This is a genomic window from Clostridium sp. UBA3061, assembly GCF_002367465.1.
Lineage (GTDB): Bacteria > Bacillota > Clostridia > Clostridiales > Clostridiaceae > Clostridium_J > Clostridium_J sulfidigenes.
In genome coordinates, this window is record NZ_DFCF01000002.1 from 257,649 (window position 1) to 275,333 (window position 17,685).

The 17,685-nt window shown below is 29.1% G+C and carries 17 protein-coding genes and 1 riboswitch; of the genes, 12 read left to right on the top strand and 5 right to left on the bottom strand.

All coding sequences use genetic code 11. The features are described from left to right. Positions 1–103: 103 nt before the first annotated feature. Both B2P65_RS01320 and hydG read left to right on the top strand, forming a co-directional pair. Positions 104–349: a TM1266 family iron-only hydrogenase system putative regulator gene (locus tag B2P65_RS01320; protein WP_150845249.1), complete on the top strand. Its 246-nt coding sequence runs from the start codon at positions 104–106 to the stop codon at positions 347–349. An 82-nt stretch (positions 350–431) separates the two neighbouring features. Beyond that, positions 432–1,850 carry a [FeFe] hydrogenase H-cluster radical SAM maturase HydG gene (gene hydG / locus B2P65_RS01325; RefSeq protein WP_346877245.1) on the top strand — a complete coding sequence of 473 codons (1,419 nt, stop codon included), beginning with the start codon at positions 432–434 and terminating at the stop codon, positions 1,848–1,850. 27 nt (positions 1,851–1,877) lie between these two features. On the opposite strand, the gene B2P65_RS01330 is transcribed toward hydG, so the two are convergent. Then, positions 1,878–2,459 (bottom strand): 4Fe-4S binding protein, encoded by a 582-nt coding sequence (locus tag B2P65_RS01330; RefSeq protein ID WP_346847325.1) that lies wholly within the window; start codon positions 2,457–2,459, stop codon positions 1,878–1,880. Beyond that, positions 2,459–2,671: a 4Fe-4S binding protein gene (locus B2P65_RS01335; protein ID WP_150845245.1), complete on the bottom strand. Its 213-nt coding sequence runs from the start codon at positions 2,669–2,671 to the stop codon at positions 2,459–2,461. The genes B2P65_RS01330 and B2P65_RS01335 overlap by 1 nt, the downstream gene beginning before the upstream one ends. 108 nt (positions 2,672–2,779) lie before the next feature. Between B2P65_RS01335 and B2P65_RS01340 the strand changes: the two genes are divergently transcribed. Then, positions 2,780–3,451 (top strand): Crp/Fnr family transcriptional regulator, encoded by a 672-nt coding sequence (locus tag B2P65_RS01340; RefSeq protein ID WP_346847326.1) that lies wholly within the window; start codon positions 2,780–2,782, stop codon positions 3,449–3,451. Between the two features lie 57 nt (positions 3,452–3,508). Next, positions 3,509–6,877 carry an AAA family ATPase gene (locus B2P65_RS01345; protein ID WP_346879479.1) on the top strand — a complete coding sequence of 1,123 codons (3,369 nt, stop codon included), beginning with the start codon at positions 3,509–3,511 and terminating at the stop codon, positions 6,875–6,877. Between the two features lie 121 nt (positions 6,878–6,998). On the opposite strand, the gene B2P65_RS01350 is transcribed toward B2P65_RS01345, so the two are convergent. Beyond that, entirely contained in the window at positions 6,999–7,511 is a 513-nt protein-coding gene (locus tag B2P65_RS01350; RefSeq protein WP_346877249.1) for a superoxide dismutase family protein, read from the bottom strand. 188 nt (positions 7,512–7,699) lie between these two features. Between B2P65_RS01350 and B2P65_RS01355 the strand changes: the two genes are divergently transcribed. The 3 genes from B2P65_RS01355 (at position 7,700) to B2P65_RS01365 (ending at position 10,606) form a co-directional block, all read left to right on the top strand. Then, positions 7,700–8,044, top strand: a complete 345-nt coding sequence (locus tag B2P65_RS01355; protein ID WP_346847329.1) for a hypothetical protein — start codon at positions 7,700–7,702, stop codon at positions 8,042–8,044. Between the two features lie 18 nt (positions 8,045–8,062). Further along, positions 8,063–9,235, top strand: a complete 1,173-nt coding sequence (locus tag B2P65_RS01360; protein ID WP_346847330.1) for a cation:proton antiporter — start codon at positions 8,063–8,065, stop codon at positions 9,233–9,235. Between the two features lie 76 nt (positions 9,236–9,311). Continuing rightward, positions 9,312–9,501, top strand: a riboswitch (cobalamin riboswitch). Positions 9,502–9,718: 217 nt separating this feature from the next. Continuing rightward, a complete protein-coding gene (locus B2P65_RS01365) occupies positions 9,719–10,606 on the top strand; it encodes a YitT family protein (protein ID WP_346847331.1) in 888 nt (295 codons plus the stop codon). An 82-nt stretch (positions 10,607–10,688) separates the two neighbouring features. Here the strand turns inward: B2P65_RS01365 and B2P65_RS01370 are convergent, their stop codons facing one another. Continuing rightward, positions 10,689–11,228: a 50S ribosomal protein L25 gene (locus tag B2P65_RS01370; protein ID WP_035133935.1), complete on the bottom strand. Its 540-nt coding sequence runs from the start codon at positions 11,226–11,228 to the stop codon at positions 10,689–10,691. Between the two features lie 274 nt (positions 11,229–11,502). Here B2P65_RS01370 and B2P65_RS01375 point away from each other — a divergent pair, with 274 nt between their 5' ends. The 3 genes from B2P65_RS01375 to B2P65_RS01385 all read left to right on the top strand — a co-directional run bounded on the left by B2P65_RS01375 (position 11,503) and on the right by B2P65_RS01385 (position 14,861). Next, positions 11,503–11,847: a PadR family transcriptional regulator gene (locus tag B2P65_RS01375; protein WP_035133937.1), complete on the top strand. Its 345-nt coding sequence runs from the start codon at positions 11,503–11,505 to the stop codon at positions 11,845–11,847. After that, positions 11,835–13,148 (top strand): FtsW/RodA/SpoVE family cell cycle protein, encoded by a 1,314-nt coding sequence (locus B2P65_RS01380; RefSeq protein WP_346847332.1) that lies wholly within the window; start codon positions 11,835–11,837, stop codon positions 13,146–13,148. The genes B2P65_RS01375 and B2P65_RS01380 overlap by 13 nt, the downstream gene beginning before the upstream one ends. 402 nt (positions 13,149–13,550) lie before the next feature. Next, complete coding sequence (locus tag B2P65_RS01385; RefSeq protein WP_346847333.1) at positions 13,551–14,861, top strand: sodium-dependent transporter; 1,311 nt, start codon at positions 13,551–13,553, stop codon at positions 14,859–14,861. A gap of 203 nt (positions 14,862–15,064) precedes the next feature. On the opposite strand, the gene B2P65_RS01390 is transcribed toward B2P65_RS01385, so the two are convergent. Continuing rightward, complete coding sequence (locus tag B2P65_RS01390; protein WP_035130106.1) at positions 15,065–15,913, bottom strand: patatin-like phospholipase family protein; 849 nt, start codon at positions 15,911–15,913, stop codon at positions 15,065–15,067. Between the two features lie 231 nt (positions 15,914–16,144). Here B2P65_RS01390 and B2P65_RS01395 point away from each other — a divergent pair, with 231 nt between their 5' ends. Next, a complete protein-coding gene (locus B2P65_RS01395; RefSeq protein WP_346879480.1) occupies positions 16,145–16,582 on the top strand; it encodes a DUF523 domain-containing protein in 438 nt (145 codons plus the stop codon). Between the two features lie 78 nt (positions 16,583–16,660). Beyond that, entirely contained in the window at positions 16,661–17,560 is a 900-nt protein-coding gene (locus B2P65_RS01400) for an SPL family radical SAM protein (RefSeq protein ID WP_346847431.1), read from the top strand. Positions 17,561–17,685: the final 125 nt, after the last annotated feature.

Below are 17,685 nucleotides of genomic sequence, written 5' to 3' on the forward strand. Positions count from 1 at the left end.
TGAGGGTTAGCCCAAATGATAAGGCGGTGTCATAGGATAGCGATATACTATCTCTGCTCTCTATTGGGACGCAGAGAGTATTTTTTTGAGGGGAGCTTAAGCTTTGGAAACAAGAATCGCATTGATTGGAATTATAGTAGAGGATACTACAGCTACAGAAAAATTAAATAATATTTTACATGACTATGGACAATATATTGTTGGGAGAATGGGGGTACCATATCGCGACAAGGAGGTGTGTGTTATCAGCGTAATTATAGATGCAACTAATGATATTATTAGTTCATTATCTGGTAAGTTGGGTATGCTCGATGGTATTACTGTAAAAACGATCTATTCAAAGAAGTAGAGTAAATATATAAAATCAGAACGAATTAGGTATATATTAGAATAAAGCACTTAAAATCTTATTAAGAAAGAAGAGTAGATGTATGTATAATGTAAAATCTAAGGTAGCAACTGAATTTATTGAAGATGGAGAAATATTATCAACCCTTGAATATGCTAAGAAAAATAAAAATAATAAAGAGTTAATAAATAGTATTATAGAGAAGGCTAGAGAATGTAAAGGTTTAAACCACCAAGAAGCAGCAGTACTATTAGAATGTGATTTAGAAGAAGAAAATAAAAAGATAGAAGAGCTAGCTATGGAGATAAAGAATAAATTTTATGGTAATCGTATAGTTATGTTTGCTCCATTATACCTTTCTAATTACTGTGTTAATGGATGTATATACTGTCCGTATCACCATGGAAACAAACATATAGCTAGAAAGAAACTTACTCAAGAAGAGATTAAAAAGGAAGTAATTGCATTACAGGATCTTGGACATAAAAGACTTGCACTAGAAACAGGTGAAGATCCTATAAATTCTCCTATAGAATATGTATTAGAAAGTATAAAGACTATATATAGCATAAAACATAAAAATGGTGCTATAAGAAGAGTAAATGTAAATATTGCTGCTACTACTGTTGAGAATTATAGAAAATTAAAAGAAGCTGGAATAGGAACATATATATTATTCCAAGAAACTTATAATAAAAAATTATATGAAGAATTACATCCAACAGGACCAAAGCATGATTATAATTATCACACTGAAGCTATGGATAGAGCTATGGAGGGTGGTATAGATGACGTTGGTATAGGAGTTTTATTTGGATTAAACATGTATAAGTATGATTTTGTTGGATTACTTATGCATGCAGAGCATTTAGAAGCATCCATGGGAGTAGGACCACATACTATCAGTGTACCTAGAATTTGTCCTGCTGATGAAGTAAATCCAGAAGATTTTACTAATGGAATTTCTGATGATATATTTGCAAAGATTGTTGCAATCTTACGTATTTCAGTACCTTATACAGGAATTATTGTATCTACAAGGGAATCTCAAAAATCTAGAGAAAGAGTGCTTCATCTTGGAGTTTCTCAAATTAGTGGAGCTTCATGTACAAGTGTTGGAGGATATGCTCAGAAGGAAAAAGAAGAAGAAAATTCAGCACAATTTGATATCAGTGATACAAGAACTCTAGATGAAATTGTAAATTGGTTACTTGGCATGGGATATATTCCTAGTTTTTGTACTGCTTGTTATCGTGAAGGTAGAACAGGAGACAGATTTATGCAGTTAGTAAAATCAGGTCAAATTTCTAACTGTTGTTTACCTAACGCCCTAATGACTTTAAAAGAGTATCTAGAGGATTATGCATCTGAAGATACAAAAGCTAAAGGCGAAGAAGTCATAAAAAATGAAGCTATGAAAATTCCTAATCCTAAAGTTAAGGGTATTGTAGAGGAACACCTAAAAGAACTTAATGAAGGAAAACGTGATTTTAGATTCTAGATATAATAAAAATAGAGGGTTAGCCCTCTATTTTTTCATATCTTTAATTATACAAATTCCTTGAGTCATGGTACCCATTGGACAATAAACACACCAAGAACGTGGTTTATAAAGGGCCATGGTAATTATACCTAGGAAAGTTGAAGTTAACATTAAGCTATAGAAGCCAAAACTAAATTGAACTATCCAAGGAGAAACATAGGATAAATCTGTGAAGTTCCAAGGTAATTTAAAGGTCCAAAGTATAGTAAGAACTTCTTTTAGAGTATTTGTCCCTTGGAAAACTAAATATGTGTTAAATACCATACTAATGAACATAGTTAAAAAGAAAATTAAAAATCCGTATCTAAAATATTTAGATTTTAAAAATTTAGGCATAGGCTTATTTCTTGATAATTTTAATTTATTACCTAATAAATCTAATAGTTGTCCTCTACCACAATATTTATTGCAATAGCCTTTATTTCCTTTAACTATTGAAATTAATAAAGGTACGATAAAGCAAATTAACCCTAGCCAAGCAAAGAGTATATTAAATAACCCTAAAATTAAATATAGGGATGATAATATCCAAAGATATTCATAAAGATGCTTTTTCTTCCTTTTCATTAGTTGCCTCCTAGTTGTTTAATTTCTATAGTAGATGCAGGGCAAGCTTTAACACATTTTCCACATCCAACACATTTATCATAATCAACCTTTGAAAAAATACCCTTGTTAATAGCAATGGCTCCAAGGGGACAGACTTTTTCACAAGCACCACAGGCTACACAGTAGCTAGTATCCACATAAGCCTTCCTTTTAACAATTTTCTTTTCCATAAATTTATATCCTCCTGTTTTATAAATGTTGTAGTAAGCATATTATAACTGTATAATTAAAAGAAAATATGTGATATAGTCACACAAGCAATTTTTTAGGAGGATAATATGTTAAATAGTTTAGATGTATTTAATAAAAGACTTGAAGCTTTGTATGATGCTTATCCTGTATTAAAAGAAATAGATGATAGCCATGAAATTATAAGAAAAAATGTAATTTTTAAAAGTTTATTAAGTGAGGAGTATTTAAAAACAGATAGTGGAAACTGCATAGGTATGTTATTTGTTATAAGTGGAATTATAAAGGTTCAAAAAGTAACAGAAGAGGGAAATGAAACTAATTTATACAATGTAGAGCGTGGTGAGCTATGTCATGAAGCATTAAGCTGCTTTGTAAATTGTCAATCACTAAATATAGAAGGCATAGCCATGCAAGACTCTTTAATTGCTATTTTACCATCAGATATAGTGAAAGCCTATTTATTAAGTGATTTTAGATTTATGCAAGTTATATATAAAGATTTATATTCAAAATTTAGAGGGGTTATAGAAAACAAAGAAGCTAGAATTCATGAATCTTTAGAAAGTAGATTGGTTAAATTATTACTTAGTAAGAATACTAAAATAATTTATACAACCCATGGGGAACTTGCTTTTGAATTAGATTCTTCAAGAGAAGTAATAAGCAGAAAGCTTAAGGAACTAGAGAAAAAAGGATATTTATTAATATCAAGAGGTAAAATTCAATTACTAAAAGATTTAGAAGAACTATATAATTAGTAAAGAAATTATAATACAAAGATAACAACATAAACAAAAGAAAGGGTGAAGTTATATATGAAAGACAAAAGTTTAAGTAATGGTTTTTTAAATATAGTAAAAAAAATGAATAATGAAATAATAGGGCAAGGAGAATTCATTCATAAATTGTGCAATTATTTTAAAGAAAAGTTTGAAGAAGATAAGAAGGGCATATTACTTTTAGCTGGTAAACGAGGAACTTTTAAAAAAGCTAGTGTAAGGTTATTATTTGAAAAACTTAATGAGGAAGGAATAACTGAAGATTATCATATAGATGAAATAGATTTAGCTTCTTACAGTTTTAATTTAGGATATAATGCTTTTTTAAGTGACTTATATGAAAAACTAAATAGTAGTTCACAGGTAATAATGTTTAAAAATACTGAAAAAGCTTCAGAAAATATTTTAAATGTGTTATCAGAAATATATCCTAATACTTGTTTAAAGTTAAAAGATAACTACATTATGAAAAATAAGTTTCTTATTGAAGCAAAGATTAAGGATATAGACAATATAGGAGAATTTATCTGTCATAATAAGTTTTTCATATTTATTTATAATAGTGATGATAATGTAATAGGAGATGGAATTTTAGATAATAGGGAAGAGGTATTATATACTGAAAGCCTTACAGAAGAGGAACAAAATAAAGTAATTAGAAGAGAAGTGTTAAGGTCAATAGATGGTATACAAAAGCATATGCAAGGAAATATAGTTCTTGGAATAGAGAATAAAGATGAAGAGGAAGATAACTTTGGAATTTGTAGTTTCTTACAAGAAAACTTCATAGAAGATAGCAATTTTGGAATCAGTGAATATATATCCTATAAAATTTACAAACCAATTATGAACCTAATACAAAAAGAAGGACTTTATAATGAAAGTCAGATTTTAATATATGTAGATAAGAATGAGATATATTGCAAATCAGATGATGAAATATACAAGTTAGAAAACTATCTAGTACCTACCCTTGAAGAAGTAAAATATAAATTGGATTCTATAATAGGTATAGAGGAACTTAAGAATTTTATAATAAATGTTGAAAATAATTGGAAGGTACAAAAAATAAGAAAAAGACTTGGACTAAAAACTTCAAAGATATCTATGAATATGATATTTACGGGAAATGCAGGCACAGGAAAGACTAATGCAGCTAGGGTTACCTTTGAATATTTAAACGCCTTAGGTATATTATCTAAAGGTGTATTTGTAGAGGTGAGTAAAGCAGATTTCGTTACAGAGAACATTAATGATACAGCTAAGAGAACAAATGATATAATTAGTTCCGCCTTAGGAGGAGTACTATTTATAGATGAAGCATATTCCTTATGTGAAAGTGAAGAAGATAAGGTAGGTAAGGAAATAGTAGATGCATTACTTAAGGGCATTGAGGACAATAGAGATAATTTAATAGTCATATTAGCTGGTTATGAAAAGGATATGGAAAGATTTTTAACTATAAATCAAGGTCTAAAATCTAGATTTTCGAATACTATACACTTTAAAGATTACAATCCAGTAGAAATGTATGAAATAGCAGTTAACATAGCTAAATCTAAGGGGTATAGAATAACCAAAAATGTAAAAGCAGGGTTAATAGATTTATTTACAAGAAACCAAATTACAGGCAAAAATGATTTAGGTAATGCTAGGTTTGTAAGAAACATAGTGGAAAATGCAATAATTGATGCTTCTAAAAAGTATCTAACTAATAGTGATAAGGAAATTGATTTATTAGATAGAGATAACTTTAACTTTAGAGCAAATGCAAAGTTTGATTTAGAAGAAAAATTAAATGAAATAATAGGACTTGATGACGTTAAAAAACTATTAAGAAGTCAATATAAGCTTATAGTTGCTCAAGAAAAAAGGAAGTCTGTTGGAGTAAATACTAAGATAGAGCAAAATTTAAATATGGTATTTACAGGTAATCCAGGTACAGGTAAAACAAGCATAGCAAGATTAGTAGCTGAAATGCTAAATAGTATGGGACTATTAAAGGTAGGCCAACTAGTAGAAACTGATAGATCAAGTTTTGTATCAGAAATTCCAGGGGAAACCCCAAAGAAAACAGAAGAGAAGTTTAAAGAAGCTTTAGGTGGAGTATTATTTATTGATGAAGCATATACCCTTGCAAATGACTCATTAGGAATTGAAGCCATAGAGACTCTGTTAAAGTTAATTGAAGATTATTCTAAAGAAGTAATAGTGATATTAGCTGGGTATGAAGAAGAAATGGAAGAATTCTTCGATGTAAACATTGGATTAAGGTCAAGATTTCCATTATGGACTAATTTTGCAGACTATAATCCCAATGAACTTTTTGAGATGGCTGTAAAGCTTGTTGAAGCAAAGGGGTTTAAGTTATCTAAGAATGGATACATAGCTTTAAAGAAAAGCTTTGTTGAAATCTACAATAACTCAGATGCACAATCAGGAAATGGAAGGATGGTTAGAAATTATGTGGAAAAACTAATCAGAAATCAAAGCATAAGAATTGTAGAAGAGGATATCAGTGTCTATGAGATGAACCTTATAACTGCTAAGGATGTAGAAAATATAAATGTTATTGAAGATGATAATATCTTTAATCTAGATAGTAGATTAGAGCTATTAGTTGGTAATGAGGATGCAAAGGAATTTTTGAAAAATCAATATAAGCTTTTAAAAGTTAGAGAAAGAAGAAAGAAATTAGGATTAGGCTCAGATATCAATAGATATATGAATATAATATTTACAGGGGAAAATGGAACAGGGAAGAAAACTGTAGCTAATATTCTCTCAGAAATGTATTATAGTATGGGAATAGTTAAAGCCAAAAACATTGTAGAAATGGATAAATATGAATTCATGGCAATGATTAATAAGGGAATAAAAATTGAAGATATATTTAGTAAATTTTCAGGGAAAATGCTATTTCTAAATAGGGTAGACCTTCTCCTAGAGGAACAGCAATATAATAAAATAGTATCAGATTTCATTAAATTCTTAGATAAAAATAATAAGGTTATATTAATCCTTTCAGGAGAAAAAGAAGGGATGAAAAAACTAGTATTATCTAATCCAGCCTTTAACTATAGATTTCCAACTTGGTTTGATTTTGAAGATTATGATTATATGGGACTATGTAATATAGCATTAAGTATATTAAGTAAAAAGGGATATTCTTTATCGAAGGATGCAGAAGAGGAAATTAATAAAACTATAATAGACATATACGGTAATCCAAATTTAGTAATAAAAAATGGATTAATGATAAAACAGTATTTAGATAATCTTATAAGAACTCAGAGTATTAGAATATGTGATGAAGAATTTAGTAGAGATAGTATAAATTTTATAACCTTAGATGATATTATAAACAGTAAGAAAGAATTTTTAAAAAGAAATATTGTAAAGTAGTAAAATAAAGTAGTAAAGAACTATATCAAGATATGTTTTGATATAGTTCTTTACTTTAGTATAAAATTTATAAGCTTGATATATAGAATTTGTATTAACAATTAATAAGTATTAACAGTATCTAAGTAGGCATTATTATTCCACAAGCTAATCGTTTCCCAGAATTACCAGCAGGTTGACTAGTAAAGTCATCAGCATTTTCATGGATTATGATAGCTTTTCCAACAATATCTTTTATAGAAAATCTGCTTAAATAAACATCCATTGCAGCAATACCATTTGATGACATTAGTGGTGGAAGATCTCCATAATGATAAGGGTGAGGTTCATTTGTTGGATTCCAATGTCCACCAGTAGTTTTAAAAGGATCACTTGGATCACCTATATTACAACTTTCAAACTCATGAATATGAAATCCATGGAAAAGTGAAGGTTTTCCTTCAGAGTTGTATCTTGGAATACCAGTAATATATACTCTAAGAATTATCCCATCATCTAAACAGCAAAATAATGCTCTGCCACGTAGTTCAGGAGCTAAAGGTCCACCTTCAATTACTGCATAAGCTGTTGGTTCAGGCATACCATGATTCATAATTATATCGTTAATACTAAATTTATCATTAGCCATTCTCATATTAATACACTCCATTTTATTGATACAATATAATTTATAATATGTTGTAGTAAGTTGGTATGTGAACGCAAAATATAAATATTTTATGCACTTTGTTAAATTTAGTTTAATTAAATAAAATTTATGTAAATTTGATTTTAATCAACCGAAAATATATAATAGATATATAAGGAAGAGGAGGGATATAAATGGAAGTTCTTATATTTGTATTAAATGACCCAAGAGATTTAGAGGAAATAATGGTTGAATTCACTAACATAGGTATAAGTGGGTCTACAATTATTGATACTGTAGGGATGGCTAATATTTTATCTAGTTGTGAAGATGCAAGTATGTTTTCTTCACTTCAATTGTTATTAAACAAAGGAAGGTCATCTAATAAAACAGTATTTACCGTTTTAAAGAAAGAAAGAATAGAACAAGCACTAGAAATTATTAACAAAGTAACTGGAGGATTAAATGGTCCAGGTAATGGAATAGCATTTACAATTCCGGTTAATAGAGTAATTGGAGGTAGCTTTCAACAAAAATAGGAGGGACTGAAGTTAAAGATGAATTGGTTATATGTACTAGGGATAGTAATACTTGCAGGTATATTTTTAGGATTACTAGTAAGTTATATTAAACTACCAAAGGTAACAGGATACTTAGTAGCAGGGATAATAATAGGACCTTTTGTTTTAAAGATTGTACCTACTGAAGCTATCCATGGATTAACAGTTATTTCAGAGGCAGCCTTAGGGTTTATTGCTTATAGTATAGGTAGTTCTCTTAATTTTAAGGATTTAAAGAAAATTGGTTCTGGAATTATAATTATAGCTTTATTTGAAGCACTTATGGCAGTAGTAGTTGTAACTTTAGTTATGATAACAGTATTTAAGCAACCATTAGCTTTTAGTTTATCTTTAGGCGCAATAGCTTCAGCAACAGCACCTGCAGCTACAATTATGGTTCTAAAGCAATATAGAGCTAAGGGACCCTTAGTAAATACTCTTATACCAGTAGTTGCTATAGATGATGCCATTGCAGTTATAGCCTTTGGAATAGCTTTATCTATTGCAAAAGCTTTAACAAATGGTACAGGAGCTTTGACAGTGATGTCAATAATGAATCCTTTTATAGAGATTATAGGATCTGCTGTTTTAGGAATAATACTAGGATTTGTGTTAGCATTTATTAATAGGTTATCTAACAGTAGAGAGCAAACTATGAGCATGGCTATAGGTGTAATTTTATTAGCTATAGGCCTAGCTAACAAATTACATTTGTCTGGATTATTAACTTGTATGGTTATGGGTGGAACCATTAGTAACATTACCGATGGTAAAACTAAATTACTTACTGTATTAGATGAATTTACTAATCCAATATTTATAGCATTCTTTACCATATCAGGATTAGAACTAGATATGTCAGTTTTGAAGACTGTAGGTATAATTGGAGCTGGCTATGTAATAGCTAGAGTTATTGGTAAAGTTTTAGGAGCTTATTTAGGAGCTAAGATAGCTAAATCAGAACCTATAGTTCAAAAATACTTAGGATTAACTTTAGTACCACAGGCAGGAGTAGCTATTGGACTAGCACTTATAGTTCAAAATGAATTACCAGCTTATGGTACCCAAATTAGAACTATAATATTGGCAGGAACTGTTATATATGAGTTAATAGGCCCACTATGTACTAAAATTGCAATATTTAAAGCAGGTGAAGCAAATAAAGCTTAATAATAAATATGGTTCATGTATAACATCATTGATTTGGCTTTAAATTCACTATAAACAATGATATAATGAATGTATAAAATTAAATATATTTTATGGTTTTAAAGTTTATTCTTTAAATTAAAAGGGAAGTTGGTGAAAATCCAACACGAACCCGTCACTGTAACAAGGAGTGTATTCTAGATAAGCCACTGTTAACTTAGTTAATGGGAAGGTTAGAATACATGTTGATATGAAGTCAGGAGACCTGCCATAGGATATAGACCAAAAAACCCACGGGGAAACTGGGAGGTGTCTAACATGAAAGATGTATTTAGTGCTTTTCATAAGAGAAACTACTTTTGTAAATCTTTTAATTGTTATACTAGACATCCCGTATAGGATGTCTTTTTTCATGTATAAAAACATAAGTTTATATACATGAAATGCAGGGGAGTGATTAATCTTAAGGTCATTAATAATATTAGCTAAGACAAGGAGATTACAATGAGTAGTATATATGTAACTAAACAATTTATCTCTGATAGTAATATCAAAGAAAAACTAGGTCAAGTATCATTAATTCTTTTAGGAAGTTTAATTTATTCTTTAAGTGTAAATATGTTTATAGTTCCACATAAGTTTTTAAGTGGGGGAGTAGCTGGGATAGCATTACTTTTACAATATGTAACAGATATTCCTTCAGGGTATTTTACATTGTTTATCAATATACCTATATTTTGTTTTGGAATTAAGGTAATTAATAAGGAATTTGGGTTTTTAAGTTTTATTGGTATGATATCAATGTCCATATTTTTAATATTAACTGAAGATATAACTAGATTTATTAAAGTAGATGATTTATTAATATCATGCATAAGTGGAGGAGTTTTATGTGGTTTTGGTATGGCCATAATATTTTTAAATAAGGCTTCAGAAGGTGGAACGGATATAATAGCTATTGCTTTAAAGAAAAAGTATGGTGTTAATTTAGCTTCTATGACATTTATATTAAATGGAGTCATTGTTTTTACAGGGTTAATTTTAAATGATCTAACTATAACTATCTATACGTTAATATCTCTATTTATAAGAGCCTATATTCTAGATAACGCTATTACTATGACTAATGAGAGAAAATTAATTATAGTGATAAGTAATAATCCAGAGGAAATAAAAAATTCTATCTTGGAACTTTTGGGAAGAGGTGTTACCTTTCTTCATGGAGAAGGTGCTTTTACAGGAGAGAAAAAGAAAGTTATATATTCTATAATGAGTTCTAAACAAGTGGAAAAGGCCAAGAAAGCTATACTAGATATTGATGCTAATGCAGTGATATCCATAATGAATGTGAATGAAGCTCATGGAAAGGGATTTAAACAGTTATCTTTTTAAGACGTAATTTAAATAAATATAAGAAAAAAGTGCTAGTCTTTTATAAGATCAGCACTTTTTTAAATTTAAATTTCATTTTGCATTAGCCATTTACTACAGCTAAGATAGTGTCCTCAGGAGTAAGAAGGGTTACTTCACTTGGAATATTAATATCTTTAGCTAGTAGTTTATCATTAAATTGCATATTAGCTACATTAACTTCAATATATTCTGGAATCTTTTCTACATTTCCTTGAAAATCAAGATATGGTCTAAAGGTTTCTAAAACTAGTCTTTTAGATTCCAAATTTTCTTGACCTATATAATTTATAGGAATAGTTAGTTTAATTACTTCATTTGGTTTAACATATTGTAAATCAAAATGTATAATTTCGTGTAGATTGTTTTTTTGAATATCTTTAACTACACAGTTTAGAGTTTTTCCCTCTAAATCAATAGGTATGATAGAACCACTAAAACTGCCTTTTAACATTTTTAACAGTTCAGTTTTATTCATCTTAGCAGAGATAGGTTCTTCTAAAAATTCACCATAGATTACGCAAGGTACTTCTCCCAAATTTCTAAGCTTCTTTAAATTCTCCTTTGAGCTTCTTTCATATACTTTAAATGTTGTACTTTTCATAATAAATCCCTCACTTATTTTTAATAATTTTTTGTTGATTTATTAAGCTCAGTATATAAATGAATCTAAGCACTATTAATTACACACAGAGCTTATACAAAGCCCACATATGCATCAACCTCCTTAAATATACTTATACCATGATAACATATATTAAGGAAAAAGCAAAATTCATAAAATATTAGAATAGATAATACTTTACAATGTAAATATATACATATATAATTATACATAGATATACTATGTATAGTAAACCGAGGTAAGGGGTGGAATTATGAAAATAAATAAAGAACTTTTGAAAGGAAGCACGACAATACTTATATTAAGTCTACTTAATCGAAAAAATATGTACGGATATGAAATGATTAAGGAGATAGAAGAAAGGTCTAAGGGTATTTTCTCTTTTAAAGAGGGAACGCTATATCCTATTCTTCATAGTTTAGAAAATGAAAATTTTATAGAAGCTTACTGGGATGAAGGCGAAGGAAAGCGTAAGAGAAAATATTACAAGATAACGGAAAATGGTAACAAAATTCTCAAAGAAAAAGAAGCAGAATGGAAATTGTTTAGTTCTACAGTTAATGAAGTATTAGGGGAGGGAGATTTATGTCTACAGTAAACCATCCGAAGGTAGAAAAGTATATAGAAGAAGTATGTGGATTAGTTAAAAATAAAAGAGTTCATAAAAATATAAAAGAGGAACTTATAGATCACATAGAAGAGATTATACAAGAGTACAGAGATGTTGGAATAACGGAGGAGGAAGCTATAGATAAAGCTATTATGCAAATGGGTTCATACGAAGTTATAGGAAGGGATTTGAATATGGTTCATAAAGCATCTCCTGATTGGATGCTTTTAGGTATAACCGCTATATTTATATTAGTTAGCATATTTACTTTAGGCTTCATTCAGAAGAATAATGCATTGACACACAGTTCATATGCTAATTTTTTAGGTAAGACTATAATTTATGCATCAGGAGGAATTATATTAACAGCAGTTTTACTTAAAATTGATTATAGAAAATTAAAAAAGTACTCTAAATATGTTTATAGTGGAGTAATAATTCTGTTAATATCCCAAATCTTTATAAATACAGGCTATATAAATGGAGAAATTGGCTGGATAGTTATTGGGCCAATTAGTTTTAATGCTTTTAATATAGCACCTTTTTTTCTAATCATTGCTTTAGCTGGAATGCTTGATAAGTGGAATTGGAATGAGATTAAAAGTATATTAAAAGGGATTTTTATTGCTTTTGTACCAATAATATTTTTTATTATTGGAAATGCTTCAGTTAGCATTATTATATATGCCATATCAGCTATTACTTTGATGATTATATCAGGTGTGAAATTAAAACATATTATAACTTCCTTTGGAGCTATGGGGGTTATCTTTTTATCTTGTATGGTTAGTGAACCTTACAGAATAAAAAGATTTCATGTGCTTTTTAATCCTTCATTAGATGTAGATGGAATGGGATGGATTTATAATCAACTAGTTAAATTAAGGGAATCGGCGGGATTGTTTGGACAGGGAGCAAATTTTATACCAAATATGTTGCCAGAAATTCATACAGACTTTATATTTACCTATATAGTTTATTCTTTTGGATGGATTGCTGGAATAATACTAATTTCTTTAATTTTAGCATTCATAATAAGAATGGGTATAATAGGAAAAAGTACTAAAGAAACCTATGGTAAATTACTAGTAAGTGGATTTTGTGCATTATTTATAGTGCAGTTTTTACTAAGTATTTCTGTTAGCTTGACATTAGCACCTACAGTTTCAGTAAGCATGCCATTTATTAGTTATGGTGGAAGCCAACTTTTAATTAATATTTTAGCTATAGGTTTAGTATCTAATGTATGCAAGTGGAGAAATACGCCATATGATGCAGAAGTTAATTAGGTTTTTAATAAAATAAAAATTATGATTTACTATTATTATATAATAAAAGTATTAAGAAAATTTGTTGACATACATATATAATGATGGTAGTATTTAATAAAATATAACACTTAGGAGAATTAAAATGAGTAGAGAAATTAACTTTAAATCAACAAAAGTTAATATGGCATATTATCTTAGCTATTATAGATAGGGTTTGTATTTATAAACAATTATAGATGCAAGCCAGTTTAACAAATTTGGTTTGTGTCTATGATGGTTAGGAAGATTTGCTATACTCAAATGTTTAGTGATTAGACCACATAGATATATCTATGTGGTTTTTATATTTGATGCCTTCTTATTTAAACCACATGGAATCAATCTATGTGGTTTTATTTATTTTAGGAAGGAGATTAGAACATGAAAAACAGAGAGAACTTTACAAGTAGAGCAGGATTTGTGATATCTTGTATTGGAGCAGCAGTAGGACTTGGAAATATATGGATGTTTCCTTACAGGTTAGGTCAAAATGGGGGAGCTGTATTTTTAATACCATACTTTATTTTTGTACTTATACTAGGATCAACAGGGTTAATTACAGAGTTTGCCTTTGGAAGAGGTGCTGAGGGAGGAGCTTTAACAGGAATTAAAAAAGGATTTAAGAATAAAGGTTTAAAGGGAGGAACTCTCTTTGGATTTATACCAGCCATAGGACTTGCAGGAGTGTTTATGTTTTATAATGTGGTAGTAGGTTGGATAATTAAGTATTTAGGACTTAGCCTTAGTGGAAATATAAAAAATATTGATATACCTAAGTACTTTGAAAGTTTTGCAGGAAGCACCCAAACTATACCATGGAATTTACTAGCAATAGTACTAGCCTTGATAATTGTATGTATGGGTATATCTAAGGGAATTGAAAAAATAAATAAAATTATAATGCCTATACTTTTTGGAATTTTTATATTGTTAGCTATTAGATCATTAACTTTACCTGGAGCTATAGATGGGGTGAAGTACCTATTAACACCACAATGGTCATACCTATTTAAAATAAATACATGGGTAATGGCACTTGGTCAAGCCTTCTTCACAGTATCTTTAAATGGATGCGGAATGGTGGTATATGGTAGTTACATAGAGAAGGATTTAGACATTCCAAGGTCTGCAGTGAGTACTGCTGTACTTGATACTATTGCGGCATTATTAGCATCCTTTGTTATTATGCCAGCAGTATTTGCCTTTGGCTTAGATCCAGCAGCAGGTCCACCTCTATTATTTATAACAATACCAACTATATTTAAAGCTATCCCTGGTGGACAAATACTTATGATACTATTCTTTTTAAGTGTATTATTTGCAGCAATTAGTTCTTCAATAAATATGCTAGAAGGGCCAGTAGAATCTTTTATGGCACAAACAAAATTAAGCAGAAAAACAGCTACTATTTTAATAGCTGTAGTGTCATTTGTATTATCAATACCTTTAAATTTAAATATGAATTTGTTTAGCAACTTTGCAGATGTAATTACTATAGTAATATCACCATTAGCTGCACTGTTAGTATTTATAGTATTTTACTTTATGTACAACAAAGAACAGGTGTTAGAAGAAATAAATAGAGGTGCTAAGAGAAAGTTAGGAAATAAATTTTTTATGTTTTCAAAATATGGGTTTACCCTTATAACAGTATTGGTAATAATACTAGGAATAATTTATGGTGGGATATAAGTCTGTTTATACTAATTTTAGATGTGGATTTTCCTATTTTAAAGAGGGTAATAACTATATATTCTAAATAGTAAATTCTCTGAAACCCGCATGAACAGAAGAACTAGTTAACTATTTTCATAGTTAACTAGTTTTATATATTAATATTTATATAGTTTTATAGGTTTATAGGTAAATATTTAAATAGTTTTATTAATATACTTTTATGAAATGCTAAAGAATTTTTTTATTTCATCAATTCTTTCTAAAGCTATATTATATCCGTGGTTATAGGCGTGTTTAATTTTATTAAGATCTTTTTCAAAGCTATCAATACCATCTTCTGCAGTAGGTCTTAAAATTATAGCTTTGCCATCTCTTTCAAGTTGTTCACAATACTTAACTCTATCATTGTAAAGCTCATGACGTGTAAGAAGAGGCTTTACTAAATTAGGATATTTCTTTTTTAAAACTTTAGCAGCAAAAATATTGCCTTTACCTAATTCTTTAATATACCCCTTAGGTCTAGTTAGAATAATTAGATGCTTTTCATTTCCATCTTCCATGGCTTTTAATACAGGAATAGGATCACAGATGCCTCCATCAAAATATTCATTATCATTAATTATAGCTGGAGGAAAGAAAAGAGGTATAGCACAACTAGCTCTTAACATATTGCATTTTTCATCTAAATCTTTACCATTTAAATATTCGGTAACTCCAGTTTTAGCATTAGTCACACCAACTAAAATTTTACCTTCATAGCTTTTAAAGGTATCCATATCAAAAGGATAAATCTTATTAGGTAACTCATCAAAAGCAAAATCTAAACCAAATAAGCTTTTACATTTAAAAAAGTTTCTAAAGCCTATATATCTTTTATCATGTCTATGGTTAATTAGAATATCATAGTTTCTTTTCTTTTGTTTTGATATATATGAAAAGCCGTTGGTAATACCTGCTGAAACGCCAATGCAATAAGGAAACATAATATCATTATCTAAAAGGGCATCCATTATACCAGCGCTAAAAATAGGTCTAAAGGTTCCACCTTCAAGAATTAAACTACTCATGATGTCAACTCCTTAAAATTAAATTTGTTAGATTGTTTTCTTACATAATTAAATTAAGATATTATTTTAATTATGATTCTTTAGAATAAACTCCATATTTTATTATACCTATATCTCCATAGAAAGTTAAGATATATTAATTTGAAAATAAGCTATGATATAATTATATCTATAAATTACTAATAGGTATTGTAGTATAAGTTATAGATAAAAAACAAAGGAGGACTATATATGTATTTAGTAAGTTCATGTTTAGCAGGAGTCAATTGTAGATATAATGGAAGTAATAGTGAGAATAAATATGTAGCCGAATTAGTAAAAGCAGGAAAAGCTATAGCGATATGTCCAGAACAATTAGCTGGTTTGCCCACTCCAAGGGCGTGTTGTGAGATTTTTATAGATGAAAATTCTAATAAAAGAGTAATTAGTAAGGACGGTATAGATTTAACCGAAAGTTTTTTAAAGGGAGCAGAGAAAACTTTAGGAATTATTAAAGCTGCTGGTATAAAGAAGGCAATACTACAGTCTAGAAGTCCTTCATGTGGGTACGGTATGGTATATGATGGAACATTTTCAGGAAAACTAATAGAAGGCAATGGATTAGTAGCAGAATTATTAATGGAAAATGGGATTGAAGTCTATACAGAAAATGATTTAGATAAAATATAATGTTATTATTTTAATTATTGATATGAAAGGTATGAAGATAAACTTTATTTTAAAAGTTTATATTTAAGTTAGGGGGTGATTAGCATAGAATACATAAAAGCAAAAAAATTAATATCTCAATATATACCTAATAATTCATGGTTTGATATCAATTATAATATGAATATCTATAAAGGATGTTGCCATGGATGTATTTATTGTGACTCCAGAAGTGAATGTTATCAAATAGAAGATTTTGATAGAGTTAGAGCAAAAGAAAAAGCTGTAGAAGCTATAGGAAAAGAACTTAAAGGGAAAAGGAAAAAAGGTGTAATAGGAACAGGCGCTATGAGTGATCCTTACAATCCATTTGAAAAAGAATATGAGCTAACAAGGGAAGCTTTGAAGGAGATTACTAGGTATAATTTTGGAGTTTCCATTGCCACCAAGAGCCCTTTAATTACTAGAGATATTGATATATTAAAGGAGATTTCAAGGCGCTCTCCTGTGTTAATAAAAATAACTGTAACTACCTTTGATGATGATTTATGTAAAAGGATAGAACCTAATGTGGCACCTAGTAGCCAAAGGTTTAAGGCTATAAAACAGCTTAGTGATAGTGGGATATATACAGGAATATTGCTTATGCCAATTCTTCCTTTTATTAATGATTCAGAAGATAATATAAGAAATATAGTTAGAGAAGCTCATAATTCAGGAGCTAAATTTATATTTGCTTATGGAATGGGGCTTACCCTTAGAGGGAATCAAAGGGCCTATTACTATGAACAATTAAGTAGACTATTTCAAAGGGAGAACTTAGTTAGAAAATATATTCATACCTATGGTGATAGATATGAATGTGAATCTTCTAATGGAAAGAAGCTTTGGAAGACCTTCACTGAAGAATGTAATAAATATGGAATTATATACAAAATGAAGGATATAATCAAGGATTATAGAAAGAATTATGAAGAGGAACAGCTGAGCTTATTTTAAGACTATTAAGATAAAATATTAGATTTACCTTACTTAATCTATGTTTCAATATATGATAAAATGTATATAGTATTTAATTAAAAGGGGGAAATGGTTTGTCTTATGTATGTTAAGGCAAAATCTAT

What these genes read in the sequence shown, in the direction of transcription:
- hydG (WP_346877245.1), top strand. Translation starts at nt 432, where the DNA reads ATGTATAATGTAAAATCTAAGGTAGCAACTGAATTTATTGAAGATGGA.
- B2P65_RS01330 (WP_346847325.1), bottom strand. Translation starts at nt 2,459, where the DNA reads ATGAAAAGGAAGAAAAAGCATCTTTATGAATATCTTTGGATATTATCA.
- B2P65_RS01335 (WP_150845245.1), bottom strand. Translation starts at nt 2,671, where the DNA reads ATGGAAAAGAAAATTGTTAAAAGGAAGGCTTATGTGGATACTAGCTAC.
- B2P65_RS01340 (WP_346847326.1), top strand. Translation starts at nt 2,780, where the DNA reads ATGTTAAATAGTTTAGATGTATTTAATAAAAGACTTGAAGCTTTGTAT.
- B2P65_RS01345 (WP_346879479.1), top strand. Translation starts at nt 3,509, where the DNA reads ATGAAAGACAAAAGTTTAAGTAATGGTTTTTTAAATATAGTAAAAAAA.
- B2P65_RS01350 (WP_346877249.1), bottom strand. Translation starts at nt 7,511, where the DNA reads ATGAGAATGGCTAATGATAAATTTAGTATTAACGATATAATTATGAAT.
- B2P65_RS01355 (WP_346847329.1), top strand. Translation starts at nt 7,700, where the DNA reads ATGGAAGTTCTTATATTTGTATTAAATGACCCAAGAGATTTAGAGGAA.
- B2P65_RS01360 (WP_346847330.1), top strand. Translation starts at nt 8,063, where the DNA reads ATGAATTGGTTATATGTACTAGGGATAGTAATACTTGCAGGTATATTT.
- B2P65_RS01365 (WP_346847331.1), top strand. Translation starts at nt 9,719, where the DNA reads ATGAGTAGTATATATGTAACTAAACAATTTATCTCTGATAGTAATATC.
- B2P65_RS01370 (WP_035133935.1), bottom strand. Translation starts at nt 11,228, where the DNA reads ATGAAAAGTACAACATTTAAAGTATATGAAAGAAGCTCAAAGGAGAAT.
- B2P65_RS01375 (WP_035133937.1), top strand. Translation starts at nt 11,503, where the DNA reads ATGAAAATAAATAAAGAACTTTTGAAAGGAAGCACGACAATACTTATA.
- B2P65_RS01380 (WP_346847332.1), top strand. Translation starts at nt 11,835, where the DNA reads ATGTCTACAGTAAACCATCCGAAGGTAGAAAAGTATATAGAAGAAGTA.
- B2P65_RS01385 (WP_346847333.1), top strand. Translation starts at nt 13,551, where the DNA reads ATGAAAAACAGAGAGAACTTTACAAGTAGAGCAGGATTTGTGATATCT.
- B2P65_RS01390 (WP_035130106.1), bottom strand. Translation starts at nt 15,913, where the DNA reads ATGAGTAGTTTAATTCTTGAAGGTGGAACCTTTAGACCTATTTTTAGC.
- B2P65_RS01395 (WP_346879480.1), top strand. Translation starts at nt 16,145, where the DNA reads ATGTATTTAGTAAGTTCATGTTTAGCAGGAGTCAATTGTAGATATAAT.